Origin of the sequence: Pseudomonas sp. C27(2019), assembly GCF_008807395.1 — a bacterium.
Classification (GTDB): Bacteria; Pseudomonadota; Gammaproteobacteria; order Pseudomonadales; family Pseudomonadaceae; genus Denitrificimonas.
In genome coordinates, this window is the sequence record NZ_CP043320.1 from 832,765 (window position 1) to 847,777 (window position 15,013).

The following is a 15,013-nucleotide window of genomic DNA, read 5'->3' on the forward strand; positions in this document are numbered from 1 at the left end:
TTCTACCAGAAACAAAGTGCTATGTGTTCGCTTGCAAGGTTCTTTTTCATAGCGTGACTGCGCGCTGTTCGGTAAGCTTGTGCCTTGGACTGTATTAACTTGAATTCAATCAAATGTTGGAGAGCCTTGTGCTGGAAAAAATTCGCGTGGTTTTAGTCAACACCAGTCACCCAGGTAATATCGGTGGGGCTGCCCGAGCGATGAAAAACATGGGGCTCAAGTCCTTGGTGCTGGTTGATCCGATCAAGTACCCGCACCCTGATGCCAATTCGCGTGCGGCGGGTGCTGATGATATTCTCGAAAATACACGGGTGGTGGCAACGCTAGAGGAGGCACTAGAGGGCTGTAGCGTAGTGCTAGGTACCAGTGCGCGTGATCGACGCATTCCTTGGCCATTACTTGATCCGCGCGAAGCTGCTGACACTTGTTTGCACACATGGCAGGCTGATCATGATGCTGAGGTGGCTTTGGTCTTTGGCCGTGAGTATGCTGGCCTGACGAATGAAGAGTTGCAGCGTTGTCAGTACCATATTCATATTCCTGCTGACCCTGAGTTCAGTTCTTTAAACTTGGCTGCTGCGGTGCAGGTATTGACCTATGAGGTGCGCATGGCGTGGTTAAAAGAAACCCATCAGCCGACCCATATGCCGGAAGTTGAAGCAACGGGAATGCTAGGTGCGGCGCCGGCCACACATGATTCTTTAGAGTTGTTCTATCAGCATTTGCAGGACACTTTGGTTGAGATTGATTTTCTTGACCCTGCCAAGCCAAGGCATTTAATGGCACGGTTGCGCCGTATTTTTGCGCGCAGCCAATTGAAAAAATCTGAAGTGAATATTTTGCGTGGTATTTTGACCGAAACTCAGAAAGCTGCGCGCGGTGAAATTGCACAACGTCGAGGTGAGCATGTTTAAAGGTATGCGTGAAGATATCCAGAGTGTATTCCACCGTGATCCGGCGGCGCGTAATGCCTTTGAAGTATTGACCTGCTACCCGGGCTTGCATGCTGTTTGGTTGCACCGTTTGGCGCATGCGTTGTGGGTGCGTAATTGGAAATGGCTGGCGCGTATGGTGTCAAACTTGGGCCGCTGGTTAACCGGTATTGAAATTCACCCAGGCGCTAAAATTGGCCGTCGTTTTTTTATTGACCATGGTTTGGGGATTGTAATTGGTGAAACGGCCGAATTAGGTGATGACGTAACCCTGTATCAAGGTGTGACCTTGGGGGGACCAGTTGGAATAAAGGTAAACGTCACCCAACCCTTGAGGATGGTGTGGTTGTTGGAGCCGGCGCCAAAGTGTTAGGCCCATTTACTGTAGGTGCGGGTGCTAAAATCGGCTCAAATGCTGTGGTCACTAAAGCGGTGCCAGCTGGTGCTACGGCTGTTGGTATCCCAGGGCGTATCATTGTGAAAACCACTGATGAGCAAGAGGCCAAGCGTCAGGCTATTGCTGAACGCTTTGGTTTTGATGCTTATGGTATGAGTGAGGATATGCCTGATCCGGTGGCGCGCTCGATTGGGCAGATACTTGACCACTTAGAAGCGGTTGAGGAGCGTCTTGAGGATATGTGTGCTGCAATGCATGCATTGGGCAGTGATTTCAAGGGTAAGAAGTTGCCTGAGTTGCCAGATGCTGCGTTTCCATGCTCTGAGCCTGATGAAGACCTGCCAGTAGCCGATTCGATTGACGCTCAAGACCCAGAAAGCAAGCAGTAAAACAGCGGGTGCGGTGGGCATCGAGGGTATGGGCTGTTAGAATGCGTGGCTGGTCAATCTTGAGTGATTTGATCGGGATTAATAGTTGACCAAGTTGCTGGGTTATTGCATAATCGAACTTGAAATTTACTTCCACCGGTATTTATTTTATGCGACTGACAACCAAAGGCCGCTATGCCGTGACAGCGATGCTTGATTTGGCATTGAATGCACAGGACGGGCCAGTGCCTCTTGCAGATATATCTGAAAGACAAGGAATATCCCTATCCTATCTTGAGCAGTTGTTTGCAAAATTGCGCCGCGGTGCGCTCGTCAATAGTGTTCGAGGGCCTGGTGGTGGCTACCGGTTGGCGTATGCGCCTGCTGATATTCAGATTGTTCAGGTTATAGATGCAGTGGATGAGTCTGTTGACGCTACTCGCTGCCAGGGTTTAGGTGACTGCCAGGACGGTGATGAGTGCTTAACTCATCGTTTATGGTGTGATTTAAGTAAACAAATACACAGTTTTTTAAGTGGTATCAGCTTGGCGGATCTGGTTGCGCGCCAAGACATTCAAAAAGTTGCATTGCGTCAGAATCAGCGCGCAGCAAATAAAATTCAGGCGTCCACCTTAGAGTGAAGGCGCAGACCGTGAGGAGAGTTACAATGAAACTGCCGATTTATCTAGACTATTCAGCGACCACACCTGTTGATCCAAGGGTTGCTGAAAAAATGTGTGAATGCCTGACCTTAGACGGCAATTTTGGTAATGCGGCGTCACGCTCCCATGTGTATGGCTGGCGTGCTGAAGAAGCAATTGAAAACGCACGCCGTCAGGTTGCTGATCTGATTAAAGCAGACCCGCGTGAAATTGTTTGGACCTCAGGTGCTACGGAATCAAACAACTTAGCAATTAAAGGTGTTGCTCACTTTTATGTAAGCAAGGGTAAGCATATTGTTACCTCTAAGCTTGAGCACAAAGCGGTGCTTGATACCACGCGTCAACTTGAGCGTGAAGGCTATGAGGTCACCTATTTAGATCCAACTGAAGACGGTCTAGTGACTGCAGATATGGTTGCTGCTGCGATGCGTGAAGATACAGTTTTGGTGTCGATCATGCATGTCAATAACGAGATCGGTACTATTAATGACATTGCTGCAATTGGTGAGTTGACTCGCTCAAAAGGCGTGTTGTTCCATGTTGATGCAGCTCAGTCAGCCGGTAAAATTGAAATTGATCTTGAGAAGCTCAAAGTTGATTTGATGTCATTCTCTGCGCACAAGGCCTATGGACCTAAAGGTATGGGTGCGCTGTATGTGCGCCGTAAACCACGCGTACGCTTAGAAGCACAAATGCACGGCGGTGGACATGAGCGCGGTATGCGTTCGGGTACGCTAGCGACCCACCAGATCGTTGGTATGGGTGAGGCTTTTGAGTTGGCTCGCCTAGAAATGGCAGAAGAAAACAAGCGTATCGCAGAACTGAATAAGCGTTTTTATGACAAAGTGCGTGACATGGATGAGCTGTACTTAAATGGCAGTGCAACTCAGCGCGTGCCGCACAATTTAAACCTCAGCTTCAACTATGTTGAAGGTGAGTCATTGATTATGGCTTTAAAAGACATGGCTGTTTCCTCAGGTTCAGCCTGTACTTCGGCTTCGCTTGAGCCTTCCTATGTGCTGCGCGCGTTAGGCCGCAGTGATGAATTAGCGCACAGTTCAATTCGCTTCACCTTCGGCCGCTTTACTACCGAAGAAGAAGTTGATCACGCTGCCGGACAAATTCGCGAAGCAGTGCAGCGTCTACGTGATTTATCCCCGTTGTGGGATATGCATAATGACGGCGTTGATCTCTCTAAAGTTGAGTGGCAAGCACATTAATGCTTGCCCATTAAGTAAGGAATATCATCATGGCATACAGTGATAAGGTCTTAGACCACTACGAGAATCCCCGTAACGTTGGCAAAATGGATGCTGATGCAGCTGATGTAGGTACCGGCATGGTCGGCGCTCCGGCGTGTGGCGATGTGATGCGCCTGCAAATTCAAGTCAGTGATGACGGTGTGATTCAAGATGCAAAATTTAAAACGTACGGCTGTGGGTCTGCGATTGCATCCAGCTCACTTGCTACAGAATGGATGAAAGGTAAAACCATTGATGAGGCTGAGTTGATTAAAAACACCACTATTGCTGAAGAGTTGGCGTTGCCACCCGTGAAAATTCACTGCTCAGTTTTAGCGGAAGATGCGATCAAAGCTGCGGTACGTGATTACAAGCAGAAAAAAGGCTTAATCAAAGAGGTTTGATATGGCAATCAGCTTAACAGAAGCCGCAGCAGATCATGTGCGGCGCTCACTTGAAAAGCGTGGTAGCGGCCAAGGTATTCGCCTTGGTGTGCGCACCACGGGTTGTTCGGGTATGGCGTATGTGCTTGAGTTTGTTGATGAGCTAGAAGCCGATGACGAAGTGTTTGAAAGCTTTGGCATGAAGGTCATTATTGACCCAAAAAGCCTTGCGTACATTGATGGCACCGAGCTTGATTTTGTCCGTGAAGGAATTAATGAAGGCTTCAAATTTAATAACCCCAACGTGCGTGGCGAATGCGGCTGCGGCGAAAGCTTCAGTGTGTAATATGGCAGACACCGAGCGCGTTGATTACTTTGCACTGTTTGATTTGCAGCCGACGTTTGTTATTGACAGCCAAGCGTTGGCTGCGAAATATCGTGAGCTGGCCAAAGAGGTGCATCCCGACCGGTTTAGTAGCGCGCCGGCTGCTGAGCAGCGTCTAGCAGTCGAGCGTGCTGCGCAGCTCAATGATGCATTTCAAACACTGAAGTCAGCGACCCTGCGTGCGCTGTATTTGTTGCGTCAGCATGCCGATTTGCCTGATGAAACAACCATCGAAGACGGTGAGTTTTTATTCCAGCAAATGGAGTGGCGCGAACAGCTTGAAACCTTGCAGGAGCACGCTGACCTTGAAGGCTTGGCGAGTTTTGAGCAAGAACTCAGACGGGCGCGCGTTGCAATAGACAGTGCTTTTGACGATTGCATCAATGATCCGCAGCAGCGTGAACAAGCTGAGCGCTTGGCGCGTCGTATGCAATTTTTGGATAAGATGTTTTATGAAGTGCGTCAGTTAGAAGAGCGCTTAGACGATTAACCCAAAGCCTGCGTTGCAGGCTGTCAGATTAAAGATCCGTATGGCCTTACTACAGATTGCCGAACCTGGACAAAGCCCCCAGCCTCATCAACAGCGCCTCGCCGTTGGGATTGACTTAGGTACTACCAACTCATTAGTGGCGACCGTGCGTGATGGTATAGCGCAAGCATTACCTGATGCCCAAGGGCGCGTCGCACTCTCATCTGCTGTGCGTTATCACGCTGATCGAATCGAAGTCGGACGTAGTGCGCGTGAAGCTGCAGCCAGTGATCCGTATAATTGTATTTTGTCAGTAAAGCGTCTGATGGGGCGCGGACTTGCTGATGTGCAGCAATTGGGTGAGCAGTTGCCTTACCGCTTTCAGGCTGGCAAATCACACATGCCGTTTATTGAGACGGTGCAGGGGCCTAAGAGCCCGGTCGAAGTATCAGCCAGTATTTTACAAGCACTGCGTGAGCGCGGTGAGGCTGCGCTAGGCGGAGAGCTGGTGGGTGTGGTAATCACTGTGCCGGCTTACTTTGATGATGCGCAGCGCCAAGCCACCAAAGATGCGGCACGTTTAGCGGGTCTAAATGTTTTACGTTTGCTCAATGAGCCGACAGCGGCTGCCGTTGCCTATGGCTTGGATCAGCAGGCGGAAGGTGTGGTTGCTATTTATGATTTGGGCGGCGGCACCTTTGATGTGTCCATTTTACGTTTGAGTCGTGGCGTGTTTGAAGTGTTGGCAACCGGCGGTGATAGTGCGCTCGGTGGTGATGACTTTGATCATGCGATTGCGCATTGGGTGATTGAACAAGCAGGCTTATCCAGTGATCTGGCGCCGAGCGCGCAACGCGATTTGTTGGAGCTGGCCTGTGCTGCAAAAGAAACTTTAACCACACAAGAGCATGTTGCTGTTGAGTATGCCGGTTGGCAGGGCAGTTTAACCCGTGATGTATTTGATGCGTTGATTGAACCTTTGGTTGCGCGCAGCCTCAGGGCCTGCCGGCGCGCACTGCGCGATTCTGAAGTTGAGCTTGATGAAATTGAGTCGGTGGTTATGGTGGGGGGCTCAACCCGTGTACCTCTGGTGCGAGCGCGCGTTGGTGAGCTGTTTAATTGCGCGCCAAAGATTGATATCGATCCTGATCAAGTGGTTGCCATTGGTGCTGCGATTCAAGCCGATACTTTAGTTGGGAATAAACGTGAAGGCGATGAGTTACTGCTGCTTGATGTCACGCCATTGTCGCTCGGCCTAGAAACCATGGGTGATTTAGTCGAGAAAATTATTCCACGTAACACCACCATACCTGTGACCCGCGCGCAAGACTTTACCACTGCACGCGACGGACAAACGGCAATGGCTGTGCACGTGCTGCAGGGTGAGCGAGAGTTGGTCAGTGATTGCCGCTCATTGGCGCGTTTTGAGCTGCGCGGTATACCACCGATGGTTGCCGGTGCTGCAAAAATACGTGTGACCTTTCAGGTCGATGCGGATGGCCTGCTTGGGGTAACTGCGCGTGAGCTGGGTAGTGGTGTTGAGGCGAGTATTCAGGTGAAGCCTTCTTATGGTTTAACCGACACAGAAATTAGCAGCATGCTCAAAGAGTCATTTGAGAATGCTGAGCTGGATAAACAAGCCCGCGCGTTACAAGAGCAGCGTGTTGATGCCGAGCGTTTGTTAGAAACTGTTCGTGCCGCGCTGCACGCTGACGCCGATGCGTTATTGACAGCGCAGGAGCGTGTTGCAATCGAAGAGCGTATGAGTGCGCTGGATGAGGTGCGTAAAGCTGAGGATATCAACGCTATCGCACGCCATGTCCAGCAGCTTAATCATGCAACGAACGTGTTCGCTGCACGCCGCCTTGATGCCACTGTGAAATCCGCTTTGGCTGGGCGACAACTTAATGAAATGGAGGGTTAACCCCAATGCCGCAAATTATATTTTTGCCTCATGCTGAGCATTGCCCAGAAGGTGCGGTAATTGAAGCAATCCCTGGTGAAACTATTATGGACGCTGCGCTGCGCAATGGTATTGAAATTGAGCACGCCTGCGAAATGTCCTGCGCTTGTACAACCTGCCATGTGATTGTTCGTGAAGGCCTTGAGTCAATGGAAGAGTCAGATGAGTTAGAGGATGACATGCTGGATAAAGCATGGGGCTTGAGCCAGATTCACGCTTGTCATGCCAAGCAGTGGTCAAAGATACTGATCTGACGGTAGAAATTCCAAAATACACTATCAACCAAGTATCAGAACGTCAGTGACTGAGGGGTGTCTAAAATGAAATTAAAATGGATAGATGTGCTTGAAATTGCTATTTCGCTCAGTGAAAAGCATGAAGATATTGATCCGCGCACGATTAATTTTGTGAATTTACGCCGCTTAGTAACCGAGCTGCCTGAGTTTGATGATGACCCTGAGCGCAGTGGTGAGAAAATTCTTGAAGCTATACAAGCAGCTTGGATTGAAGAAATAGAGTAGTTCTAAGCTCAACTATTTGAGCTTAGTCTAATAAAACAATGAGTGGCTGCTAAGTACCTTTGTGATTGGCTACGCATTTCTTACAAACCCGCGTATAATTCGCGGGTTTGGTCCTTTTAAAAACTTAATTTACCTGGAGTTCTACATGACTGTTCAACGTACATTCTCAATCATCAAGCCTGACGCTGTTGCAAAAAACGTTGTTGGTGAAATCACTTCACGTTTTGAAAAAGCAGGTTTACGCGTTGTTGCTTCAAAAATGCTGCAATTGTCAGAGCGCGAAGCAGGCGGTTTTTACGCTGAGCACAAAGAGCGTCCTTTCTACAATGATCTCGTTAGTTTTATGACCTCAGGCCCTGTTATCGTTCAGGTTTTAGAAGGCGAGAACGCAATTGCTGCCAACCGTGAACTGATGGGCGCAACCAACCCTAAAGAAGCTGCTGCAGGCACGATCCGCGCAGATTTCGCAGTATCTATTGATGAAAACGCTGTGCATGGTTCTGACTCAGAAGCAGCTGCTGCACGTGAAATTTCATACTTCTTCGCAGCAACTGAAGTATGTGACCGCATCCGTTAATAACGGATAGGCAACAAGGTGAATCCATGACAACTGTAACTGAAAAAGTGAATCTGCTTGGCTTAACGCGTGAGCAGTTGATTGCGTTTTTTGCCTCCATTGGTGAAAAAAAGTTTCGCGCTGATCAGGTTATGAAGTGGATTCACCATTTTGCTGTAGATGATTTTGCAGCCATGACCAATCTCAGTAAGGCGTTGCAAGAAAAGCTCAGTGCCTGTGCTGAAATTCGTGGGCCAGAAATCGTCAGTGAAGATATTTCCAGCGATGGCACCCGCAAATGGGTGGTGCGTGTTGCTTCAGGCAGCTGTGTTGAAACAGTGTATATACCGCAAGGTGCACGTGGTACTTTGTGTGTCTCCTCGCAAGCAGGTTGCGCGCTCGATTGCAGCTTCTGCTCAACAGGCAAGCAAGGTTTTAATAGTGATTTAACCAGTGCTGAAATTATTGGCCAAGTATGGATCGCGTCCAAGTCATTTGGCTCCGTTCCGGCTAGCGCTGAGCGTGCAATCACCAATGTGGTGATGATGGGTATGGGTGAGCCGCTGCTCAATTTTGATAATGTTGTCAGTGCTATGAGTATCATGCTGGATGATTTTGGCTATGGTATTTCTAAGCGCAAAGTGACCTTATCGACTGCTGGTGTGGCGCCGATGGTTGATAAACTCGGCGAGCATATTGATGTGTCTTTGGCTTTATCTTTGCATGCGCCAAATGATGAATTGCGCAATACTTTAGTTCCGGTCAATAAAAAGTATCCGCTGCATGTGGTGTTAGCGGCGTGTAAGCGTTACATCGCAAAGCTCGGTGAAAAACGTTTTTTAACCATTGAATATACCCTGCTTAAAGATATTAACGATCAGCCAGAGCACGCTGAACAATTGGTTGAATTGTTGAAAGATGTTCCTTGTAAGGTTAACTTAATCCCGTTTAACCCATTTCCGCATTCAGGTTACGAGCGTCCCAGCAATAATGCGATTCGTCGTTTCCAAGACACCTTGCACCATGGTGGTTATAGTGTGACAGTGCGCATGCCGCGTGGTGAAGATATTGATGCGGCCTGTGGGCAGTTGGTCGGGCAAGTACAAGACCGCACACGTCGTAGTGAGCGTTATATTGCCGTGCGCCAAGTTAATAGCTAAATGAATATTGTTGCTGATCATTTAGACAGCGTGTCGAATTTAAGGAAGTGGATATGAATGTTCGAACGGGACTCTTGCTGGCTTTATGTGTTGTGCTCAGTGCATGCGTGTCAAGCGGTAACAAGCCGCCATTACGTACTGAAGAGGGTCGCAATCAGGCACGTGATGCGTACATTCAGTTAGGCATTGGTTATTTGCAGCAAGGCAGTTCTGAACAAGCAAAGATGCCATTACAAAAAGCCTTGGATATTGACTCTAACAGTGCAGATGCGCATGCTGCTTTAGCTTTAGTGTTTCAAAATGAACTAGAGCCTGAGCTGGCTGATCAGCATTTTCGTAAAGCACTGTCGCAAGGTGTCAATCCCCGCATTCAAAACAACTACGGTAGTTTTTTGTACGAACAGGGTGAGTATCAGAAAGCCTTTGAGCAATTTACTGCAGCTTCAAAAGACACCATGTATGGTGGGCGCTCACGGGTTTTTGAAAACATGGGACTAACTGCTTTGCGCTTAGATAATAAGCCTTTGGCGATGAAGCATTTTGAGCGATCGTTGCGCTTAAACCCGCAGCAGCCGCGAGCATTGTTAGAGATGGCGTTGTTATTGTATGAGCGACAAGACTACGTTCCTGCACAGCGCTATTATCAATCTTTTACACAGCTGAGCGAGCATTCTGCGCGCAGCTTATTACTCGGTTCACGTTTGGCTAAAATATTCCAAGACCGAAATCAAGCCGCTAGTTTAGGGCTGCAACTTAAGCGTTTGTATCCTGCGAGTGCTGAGTACAAACAGTATCAATCGGAGCAGTGATGAGCGATGCATCTTTAGAGACAGACGTGCAAACTGTTGCGGTAGGCGACGTTCTACGCAACGCGCGGCTAGCCGCCGACTGGACCATAGCGGAAGTGGCTAACAAGCTAAATCTGACTGCTAATGCAGTAGAGTCTATAGAAGCAAGCCAGTTTGAGCGCCTGCCGGGTGTTACTTTTGCGCGTGGTTATATCCGCAGCTATGCAAAAGTGCTGGGCTTGAATGCTGATCAGCTGGTTGAGCAGTTTGACAAGCAGGTTGGTAGCAGCACTATAGACAGTGCGGTGCACAGTATTGATCGAGTCGGTGAGGCACGTCGCGTTTCGCGCGGCATGCTGCAGTTCAGTGCCTTTGCGGTTTTTGTGATTGCCGCAGGTGCTGCCTACTATGCTTGGCAAACATTTAATGCAGCAAAACCACAAGACAGTAGCCAGTCAGCCGTTTTTGATCGTGTTGAAGTTGAGCGTGCCGATGGTTCTGTACATGTGCAGACCCTAGATGAGCTGGAAGAGCAAGCGGGTGATATTGCTTTAGAATCTGATCCGGCGGACAGTACAGAGTTGACAGAACAATCATTGCTCGATAACGAAGAAGAGCAACCTGTGCAAACGGAGCAAGCGATTGAGCTTAATGAGGCGAGCAGCGATGCACAATTACAGCTTGAACCTGGAATGGGTGTTTTGCAGCTGAGTTTTGCTAATGACAGCTGGGTGCGTGTACAGGATGCCGATGGTACAGAAATAAGCAGTGGTTTAAATCGTGCGGGTCAGCAGTTGAATGTTACCGGTAAAGCGCCGCTCAATATCCATTTAGGTTATGCCAAAGGTGTAAGCATTATTTATAATGGTGAGCCTGTCGACTTTAGTGCGTCGATTAGTGGCGAAACCGCCAGAATTACACTGGGCCAATAGTCATGCATGAACAATCTTTAATTAAACGTCGTGTTTCACGAAAAATCTATGTCGGCTCAGTTGCTGTCGGTGGTGATGCGCCAATCAGTGTGCAAAGCATGACCAATACTGACACCTGTGATGTTGCTGCTACTGTTGCGCAGGTTTTACGTTTAGAGCAGGCCGGTGCTGATATTGTGCGCATTTCTGTACCGGATATGGAAGCAGCTGAAGCCTTTGGCAAAATCAAAAAGCAAGTGCATGTCCCATTGGTGGCTGATATTCATTTCGATCATCGTATTGCCCTGCGCGTAGCAGAGTTGGGTGTTGATTGCTTGCGGATTAACCCAGGCAATATTGGCAATGAAGCACGAGTCAAAGCCGTGGTTGATGCGGCACGTGATCGTGGTATTCCGATCCGTATTGGTGTCAACGCGGGTTCCTTAGAAAAAGATTTACAAAAAAAATATGGCGAGCCAACGGCAGAAGCTTTGGTTGAGTCAGCCTTGCGCCATGTTGAGCATCTGGATCGTTTGAACTATCCAGACTTTAAAGTCAGCGTTAAAGCCTCAGGTGTTTTTATGGCAGTTGAGGCCTACCGGCAACTGGCGAAAGTTATTGAGCAGCCCTTGCACTTGGGTATTACAGAGGCGGGTGGCTTACGCTCGGGTACGGTTAAGTCTGCGGTTGGTTTAGGGATGCTGCTCAATGATGGTATTGGCGATACCATTCGCGTATCGCTGGCGGCAGACCCTGTAGAAGAAATTAAAGTTGGCTTTGATATTTTGAAGTCGCTCAAACTGCGCTCACGAGGGATTAACTTTATTGCTTGTCCTAGCTGCTCCAGACAAAACTTTGACGTGGTTAAAACCATGAATGAGCTAGAGGTGCGCTTAGAAGATTTGTTAGTGCCGCTGGATGTTGCCATCATTGGTTGCGTGGTCAATGGCCCAGGTGAAGCAAAAGAAGTGGATGTTGGCTTGACCGGCGGCTCACCTAACTTGCTCTATATCGATGGCAAGCCGGTACAAAAATTAGATAATGAGCATTTGGTGGACAAGCTTGAAGCGCTGATTCGCCAGCGAGCCAGTGAAAAAGTTGCAGCTGAGGCTGCCATGATTGCGCGCAGTTAATTGCTAAGGGAATTTTGTGAGTAAACCATTACAAGCCATTCGCGGCATGAATGATATTTTGCCAGACCAAACACCACTGTGGCGCTATTTTGAAAAAACTGTTGCCGAGTTGCTTGACAGCTATTGCTATCGGCAGATACGCATGCCCATTGTTGAATTTACTGAGTTGTTTAAACGCTCTATTGGTGAAGTCACCGATATTGTCGAAAAAGAAATGTACACCTTTGCCGATCGTAATGGTGATTCTCTGACATTGCGCCCAGAAGGCACTGCCAGTTGTGTGCGGGCGGTGCTGGAGCATAGCCTAGCCGGTGGCGGACAAGTGCAAAAGCTTTGGTATCAAGGCCCAATGTTTCGTCATGAGCGTCCGCAAAAAGGTCGCTATCGCCAGTTTCAGCAAGTGGGCGTTGAAGCCTTTAATTTGCCCGGTCCTGATGTGGATGCGGAACTCATTGTTTTAACTTGGCGCTTATGGAAAAAACTGGGTATCAGTCAGTACGTCACTTTAGAGCTTAATAGCTTAGGTACAGCTGCTGCGCGTGGTGTTTATCGTGAAGCATTGGTTGAGTATTTAAATGCACGTCACGATCAGCTTGATGAAGACAGTCAGCGTCGCGTATTAACCAATCCATTGCGTGTCTTAGACAGCAAAAATCCAGATACCCAAGCGTTATTAGGCGTTGCGCCGCAGCTTGAGGACTATTTAGATGAAGCATCGAAGGCGCATTTTGCCGGTTTACGTGCGCGTCTTGATGCTGCCGGTGTGCCCTATGTGATTAATCCTCGTCTAGTGCGCGGCTTAGATTATTATTGTGAGACGGTGTTTGAGTGGGTCACCGATCAGCTGGGTGCGCAAGGTACTGTGTGTGCCGGTGGTCGTTATGATGGACTGATTGAGCAAATGGGCGGTCGGGCAACCCCAGGCGTGGGTTTTGCCATGGGTGTTGAACGCCTGATTTTAATGCTAGAAACATTAGGCCAAACCCCAGAAGAGTTATCACGGCAAGTGGATATCTATTTTTGTGCATTTGGCGAGAGCAGTGAACTGGCTGCGTTAACCTTAGCCGAGCAGTTGCGTGATGCGATACCAAATCTGCGTTTACAGGTCAATGCAGGTGCTGGCAGCTTTAAAAGTCAGTTTAAAAAAGCTGACAAAAGTGGTGCATTGTATGCCTTAATACTGGGCGAGGATGAGCTGCAATCTGAGACGGTTGCGATTAAACCTTTGCGTACCGATGCTGAGCAACAATCTGTCGCTTGGGCTGGTTTAGCTGAGCACTTAAAGTGTTTTTTCCAGTACGATTCATCATTAACTAATTAGGAGTATCAGCGTGAGCGATCATACTGAAGAAGAACAAATTGCGCTGATTAAAGAGTGGTGGCAGCGCAACGGCAAACCGTTATTGATGGGTGGTGTGTTAGCGCTAGTGATTGTATTTGGTTGGCAGACCTGGCAAAAGCATCAGGCTAACCAGGCGCACACCTCATCTGTTTTGTATCAGCAATTGCTAGAAGCCGCTTTAGTACCGAGCGAGCAGATTGATGCTCAGCATGTAGCCAAATTGTTAGCAGAGATTAAAAAAGTTAATCCTGATAATGCTTATGCACAGTATGCGGGTTTATTAGCTGTTAAAGTTGCAGTGGATAAGAATCAACTGGATGATGCCGCGCTTGAACTCAATGAGATTCTTGCAAAACCTGCTAATGACACCTTGCAAGAATTGGCTCGTCAGCGCTTAGCGCGTGTGCTTATCGCGCAAGAACAAGCGGAGCAGGCATTGAAGTTGCTGGATGCTAAAGTTCAACCTGCTTTTATTGCGACACGTGAAGAGTTGCGCGGTGACGCTTTGGTTGTTTTAGAGCGACCTGTTGAAGCTAAAGCAGCTTATTTAAACGCTCAGAAAGCCTTGTCGCCTGAAGCGGCGGCAGGTAACTTATTGATGAAACTCGACAACCTAAGTGATAAGGATGCCTAACTTGAAACGATACAAGTATATGGCTGTGCTTGCTTTGGCACTGCTAGCCGTGGGCTGCAGCAGCACAAGCAAAAAAGAGCTAAAGCCACAAGCGCTAGAAAAAATCACCAGCGAGATACAGCTTAAAAAAGAATGGAGTACATCCGTAGGTGCTGGCCAAGGCAAACTTTGGAATACTTTGACGCCTGCGGTTGATGGCGACCATATATTTGCGACTGACGTGAATGGTCGTGTGTCTGCGTTAAATCGTTTCACCGGTAAAACAGTCTGGACGCGTAAGCTTAAACAGAATATTTCCGGCGGTGTCGGTGTAGGCTCCGGCATGTTATTGCTAGGCACACTCAGTGGTGATGTGATTGCTTTAAATGCCAGTAGCGGTGAAGATCTGTGGCGCAGCAAAGTGACCAGTGAGGTGTTAGCTGCGCCAGTCAGTAATGGTGATGTGGTCGTCGTACAGACGCAAGATGATCGCTTGATTGCTTTAGAAGCGACAACGGGACAACAGCGTTGGATTTATGAAAGCACGCCAGCGGTATTGACCTTGCGCGGCACGGGTGCGCCTTTACTGACTGACTATGTTGCCTATGCAGGTTTGTCGACAGGCAAAGTCATTGCCATTGATACGCAGCGTGGTTTGCCAATTTGGGAGCAGCGTGTGGCAGTTCCATCTGGGCGTACAGAGCTTGAGCGTATGGTCGATATTGATGGCGGTTTATTACTGTCTGGAAATACCTTATATGTTGCCAGCTATCAAGGCCGTGTCGCTGGTCTTGATGCGCAAAGTGGCCAAGTCCTTTGGCAGCGCGAGGCATCCAGTTATGTTGGTGTTGCCGAAGGTTTTGGTAATGCCTATGTCAGTTTAGCTGATGGCACAATCGAGAGTGTTGATGAGCGTTCAGCAACCGCGATGTGGAGTAACAGTGCATTGCTGCGTCGGCAGTTGTCTGCACCTGCAGTATTCTCAAGCTATATCGCTGTAGGTGATCTTGAAGGTTACCTGCATATTCTGAGTCAAGTTGATGGGCGTTTTATCGCTCGTACACGAATTGATAGCAAAGGATTGCGTGTACAACCCTTAGTGGTTGGTGGCTGGCTGTATGTTTACGGTAATGGTGGCAAGTTAGTTGCCCTAACCATTAAGTAAGCTGTTAGGTAGGAAACACCTATT

General features: G+C 48.5%; 16 protein-coding genes and 2 pseudogenes. All 18 read left to right on the forward strand.

From position 1 onward, the window contains the following. Positions 1–128 precede the first annotated feature (128 nt). The 18 genes and pseudogenes from trmJ (at position 129) to bamB (ending at position 14,989) form a co-directional block, all read left to right on the forward strand. Positions 129–914 (forward strand): tRNA (cytosine(32)/uridine(32)-2'-O)-methyltransferase TrmJ, encoded by a 786-nt coding sequence (gene trmJ, locus FXF61_RS03860; protein ID WP_151186000.1) that lies wholly within the window; start codon positions 129–131, stop codon positions 912–914. After that, positions 907–1,718: pseudogene (gene cysE, locus FXF61_RS03865) on the forward strand (serine O-acetyltransferase). The gene trmJ and the pseudogene cysE overlap by 8 nt, the downstream one beginning before the upstream one ends. 149 nt (positions 1,719–1,867) lie before the next feature. Continuing rightward, positions 1,868–2,338 (forward strand): Fe-S cluster assembly transcriptional regulator IscR, encoded by a 471-nt coding sequence (gene iscR / locus FXF61_RS03870; RefSeq protein WP_151184018.1) that lies wholly within the window; start codon positions 1,868–1,870, stop codon positions 2,336–2,338. 26 nt (positions 2,339–2,364) lie between these two features. Beyond that, positions 2,365–3,579: an IscS subfamily cysteine desulfurase gene (locus FXF61_RS03875; RefSeq protein WP_151184019.1), complete on the forward strand. Its 1,215-nt coding sequence runs from the start codon at positions 2,365–2,367 to the stop codon at positions 3,577–3,579. Positions 3,580–3,608: 29 nt separating this feature from the next. Further along, positions 3,609–4,004 carry a Fe-S cluster assembly scaffold IscU gene (gene iscU, locus FXF61_RS03880; RefSeq protein ID WP_151184020.1) on the forward strand — a complete coding sequence of 132 codons (396 nt, stop codon included), beginning with the start codon at positions 3,609–3,611 and terminating at the stop codon, positions 4,002–4,004. 1 nt (position 4,005) lies between these two features. Next, a complete protein-coding gene (gene iscA / locus FXF61_RS03885; protein WP_151184021.1) occupies positions 4,006–4,329 on the forward strand; it encodes an iron-sulfur cluster assembly protein IscA in 324 nt (107 codons plus the stop codon). A gap of 1 nt (position 4,330) precedes the next feature. Continuing rightward, positions 4,331–4,858: a co-chaperone HscB gene (hscB, locus tag FXF61_RS03890; RefSeq protein WP_151184022.1), complete on the forward strand. Its 528-nt coding sequence runs from the start codon at positions 4,331–4,333 to the stop codon at positions 4,856–4,858. A 40-nt stretch (positions 4,859–4,898) separates the two neighbouring features. Next, positions 4,899–6,761, forward strand: coding sequence for a Fe-S protein assembly chaperone HscA (hscA, locus tag FXF61_RS03895; RefSeq protein ID WP_151184023.1), 1,863 nt, complete (start codon positions 4,899–4,901; stop codon positions 6,759–6,761). Positions 6,762–6,766: 5 nt separating this feature from the next. Further along, positions 6,767–7,104 (forward strand): annotated as a pseudogene (gene fdx, locus FXF61_RS03900) (ISC system 2Fe-2S type ferredoxin). 16 nt (positions 7,105–7,120) lie between these two features. Continuing rightward, complete coding sequence (iscX, locus tag FXF61_RS03905; RefSeq protein ID WP_151184024.1) at positions 7,121–7,321, forward strand: Fe-S cluster assembly protein IscX; 201 nt, start codon at positions 7,121–7,123, stop codon at positions 7,319–7,321. A gap of 145 nt (positions 7,322–7,466) precedes the next feature. Further along, positions 7,467–7,898 carry a nucleoside-diphosphate kinase gene (gene ndk, locus FXF61_RS03910; RefSeq protein ID WP_151184025.1) on the forward strand — a complete coding sequence of 144 codons (432 nt, stop codon included), beginning with the start codon at positions 7,467–7,469 and terminating at the stop codon, positions 7,896–7,898. Between the two features lie 26 nt (positions 7,899–7,924). Beyond that, positions 7,925–9,037: a 23S rRNA (adenine(2503)-C(2))-methyltransferase RlmN gene (gene rlmN, locus FXF61_RS03915; RefSeq protein ID WP_151184026.1), complete on the forward strand. Its 1,113-nt coding sequence runs from the start codon at positions 7,925–7,927 to the stop codon at positions 9,035–9,037. Positions 9,038–9,090: 53 nt separating this feature from the next. Next, positions 9,091–9,846, forward strand: a complete 756-nt coding sequence (gene pilW / locus FXF61_RS03920) for a type IV pilus biogenesis/stability protein PilW (RefSeq protein ID WP_151184027.1) — start codon at positions 9,091–9,093, stop codon at positions 9,844–9,846. Beyond that, a complete protein-coding gene (locus FXF61_RS03925; RefSeq protein WP_151184028.1) occupies positions 9,846–10,757 on the forward strand; it encodes a RodZ domain-containing protein in 912 nt (303 codons plus the stop codon). Before pilW ends, FXF61_RS03925 begins: the two co-directional genes overlap by 1 nt. Positions 10,758–10,759: 2 nt before the next feature. Next, entirely contained in the window at positions 10,760–11,869 is a 1,110-nt protein-coding gene (ispG, locus tag FXF61_RS03930) for a flavodoxin-dependent (E)-4-hydroxy-3-methylbut-2-enyl-diphosphate synthase (protein ID WP_151184029.1), read from the forward strand. A gap of 16 nt (positions 11,870–11,885) precedes the next feature. Next, on the forward strand, positions 11,886–13,190 hold the full coding sequence (hisS, locus tag FXF61_RS03935) for a histidine--tRNA ligase (protein ID WP_151184030.1): 1,305 nt from the start codon (positions 11,886–11,888) through the stop codon (positions 13,188–13,190). A 10-nt stretch (positions 13,191–13,200) separates the two neighbouring features. Beyond that, positions 13,201–13,845, forward strand: a complete 645-nt coding sequence (locus FXF61_RS03940) for a tetratricopeptide repeat protein (RefSeq protein ID WP_151184031.1) — start codon at positions 13,201–13,203, stop codon at positions 13,843–13,845. After that, on the forward strand, positions 13,838–14,989 hold the full coding sequence (gene bamB, locus FXF61_RS03945; protein WP_151184032.1) for an outer membrane protein assembly factor BamB: 1,152 nt from the start codon (positions 13,838–13,840) through the stop codon (positions 14,987–14,989). Before FXF61_RS03940 ends, bamB begins: the two co-directional genes overlap by 8 nt. Positions 14,990–15,013 lie beyond the last annotated feature (24 nt).

Bases quoted from the DNA above. Each gene is read 5' to 3' on its own strand.
- FXF61_RS03875 (WP_151184019.1), top strand. From the start codon at position 2,365: ATGAAACTGCCGATTTATCTAGACTATTCAGCGACCACACCTGTTGAT.
- iscR (WP_151184018.1), top strand. From the start codon at position 1,868: ATGCGACTGACAACCAAAGGCCGCTATGCCGTGACAGCGATGCTTGAT.
- ispG (WP_151184029.1), top strand. From the start codon at position 10,760: ATGCATGAACAATCTTTAATTAAACGTCGTGTTTCACGAAAAATCTAT.
- bamB (WP_151184032.1), top strand. From the start codon at position 13,838: ATGCCTAACTTGAAACGATACAAGTATATGGCTGTGCTTGCTTTGGCA.
- rlmN (WP_151184026.1), top strand. From the start codon at position 7,925: ATGACAACTGTAACTGAAAAAGTGAATCTGCTTGGCTTAACGCGTGAG.
- iscA (WP_151184021.1), top strand. From the start codon at position 4,006: ATGGCAATCAGCTTAACAGAAGCCGCAGCAGATCATGTGCGGCGCTCA.
- hscA (WP_151184023.1), top strand. From the start codon at position 4,899: ATGGCCTTACTACAGATTGCCGAACCTGGACAAAGCCCCCAGCCTCAT.
- ndk (WP_151184025.1), top strand. From the start codon at position 7,467: ATGACTGTTCAACGTACATTCTCAATCATCAAGCCTGACGCTGTTGCA.
- pilW (WP_151184027.1), top strand. From the start codon at position 9,091: ATGAATGTTCGAACGGGACTCTTGCTGGCTTTATGTGTTGTGCTCAGT.
- iscU (WP_151184020.1), top strand. From the start codon at position 3,609: ATGGCATACAGTGATAAGGTCTTAGACCACTACGAGAATCCCCGTAAC.
- hscB (WP_151184022.1), top strand. From the start codon at position 4,331: ATGGCAGACACCGAGCGCGTTGATTACTTTGCACTGTTTGATTTGCAG.
- FXF61_RS03925 (WP_151184028.1), top strand. From the start codon at position 9,846: ATGAGCGATGCATCTTTAGAGACAGACGTGCAAACTGTTGCGGTAGGC.
- iscX (WP_151184024.1), top strand. From the start codon at position 7,121: ATGAAATTAAAATGGATAGATGTGCTTGAAATTGCTATTTCGCTCAGT.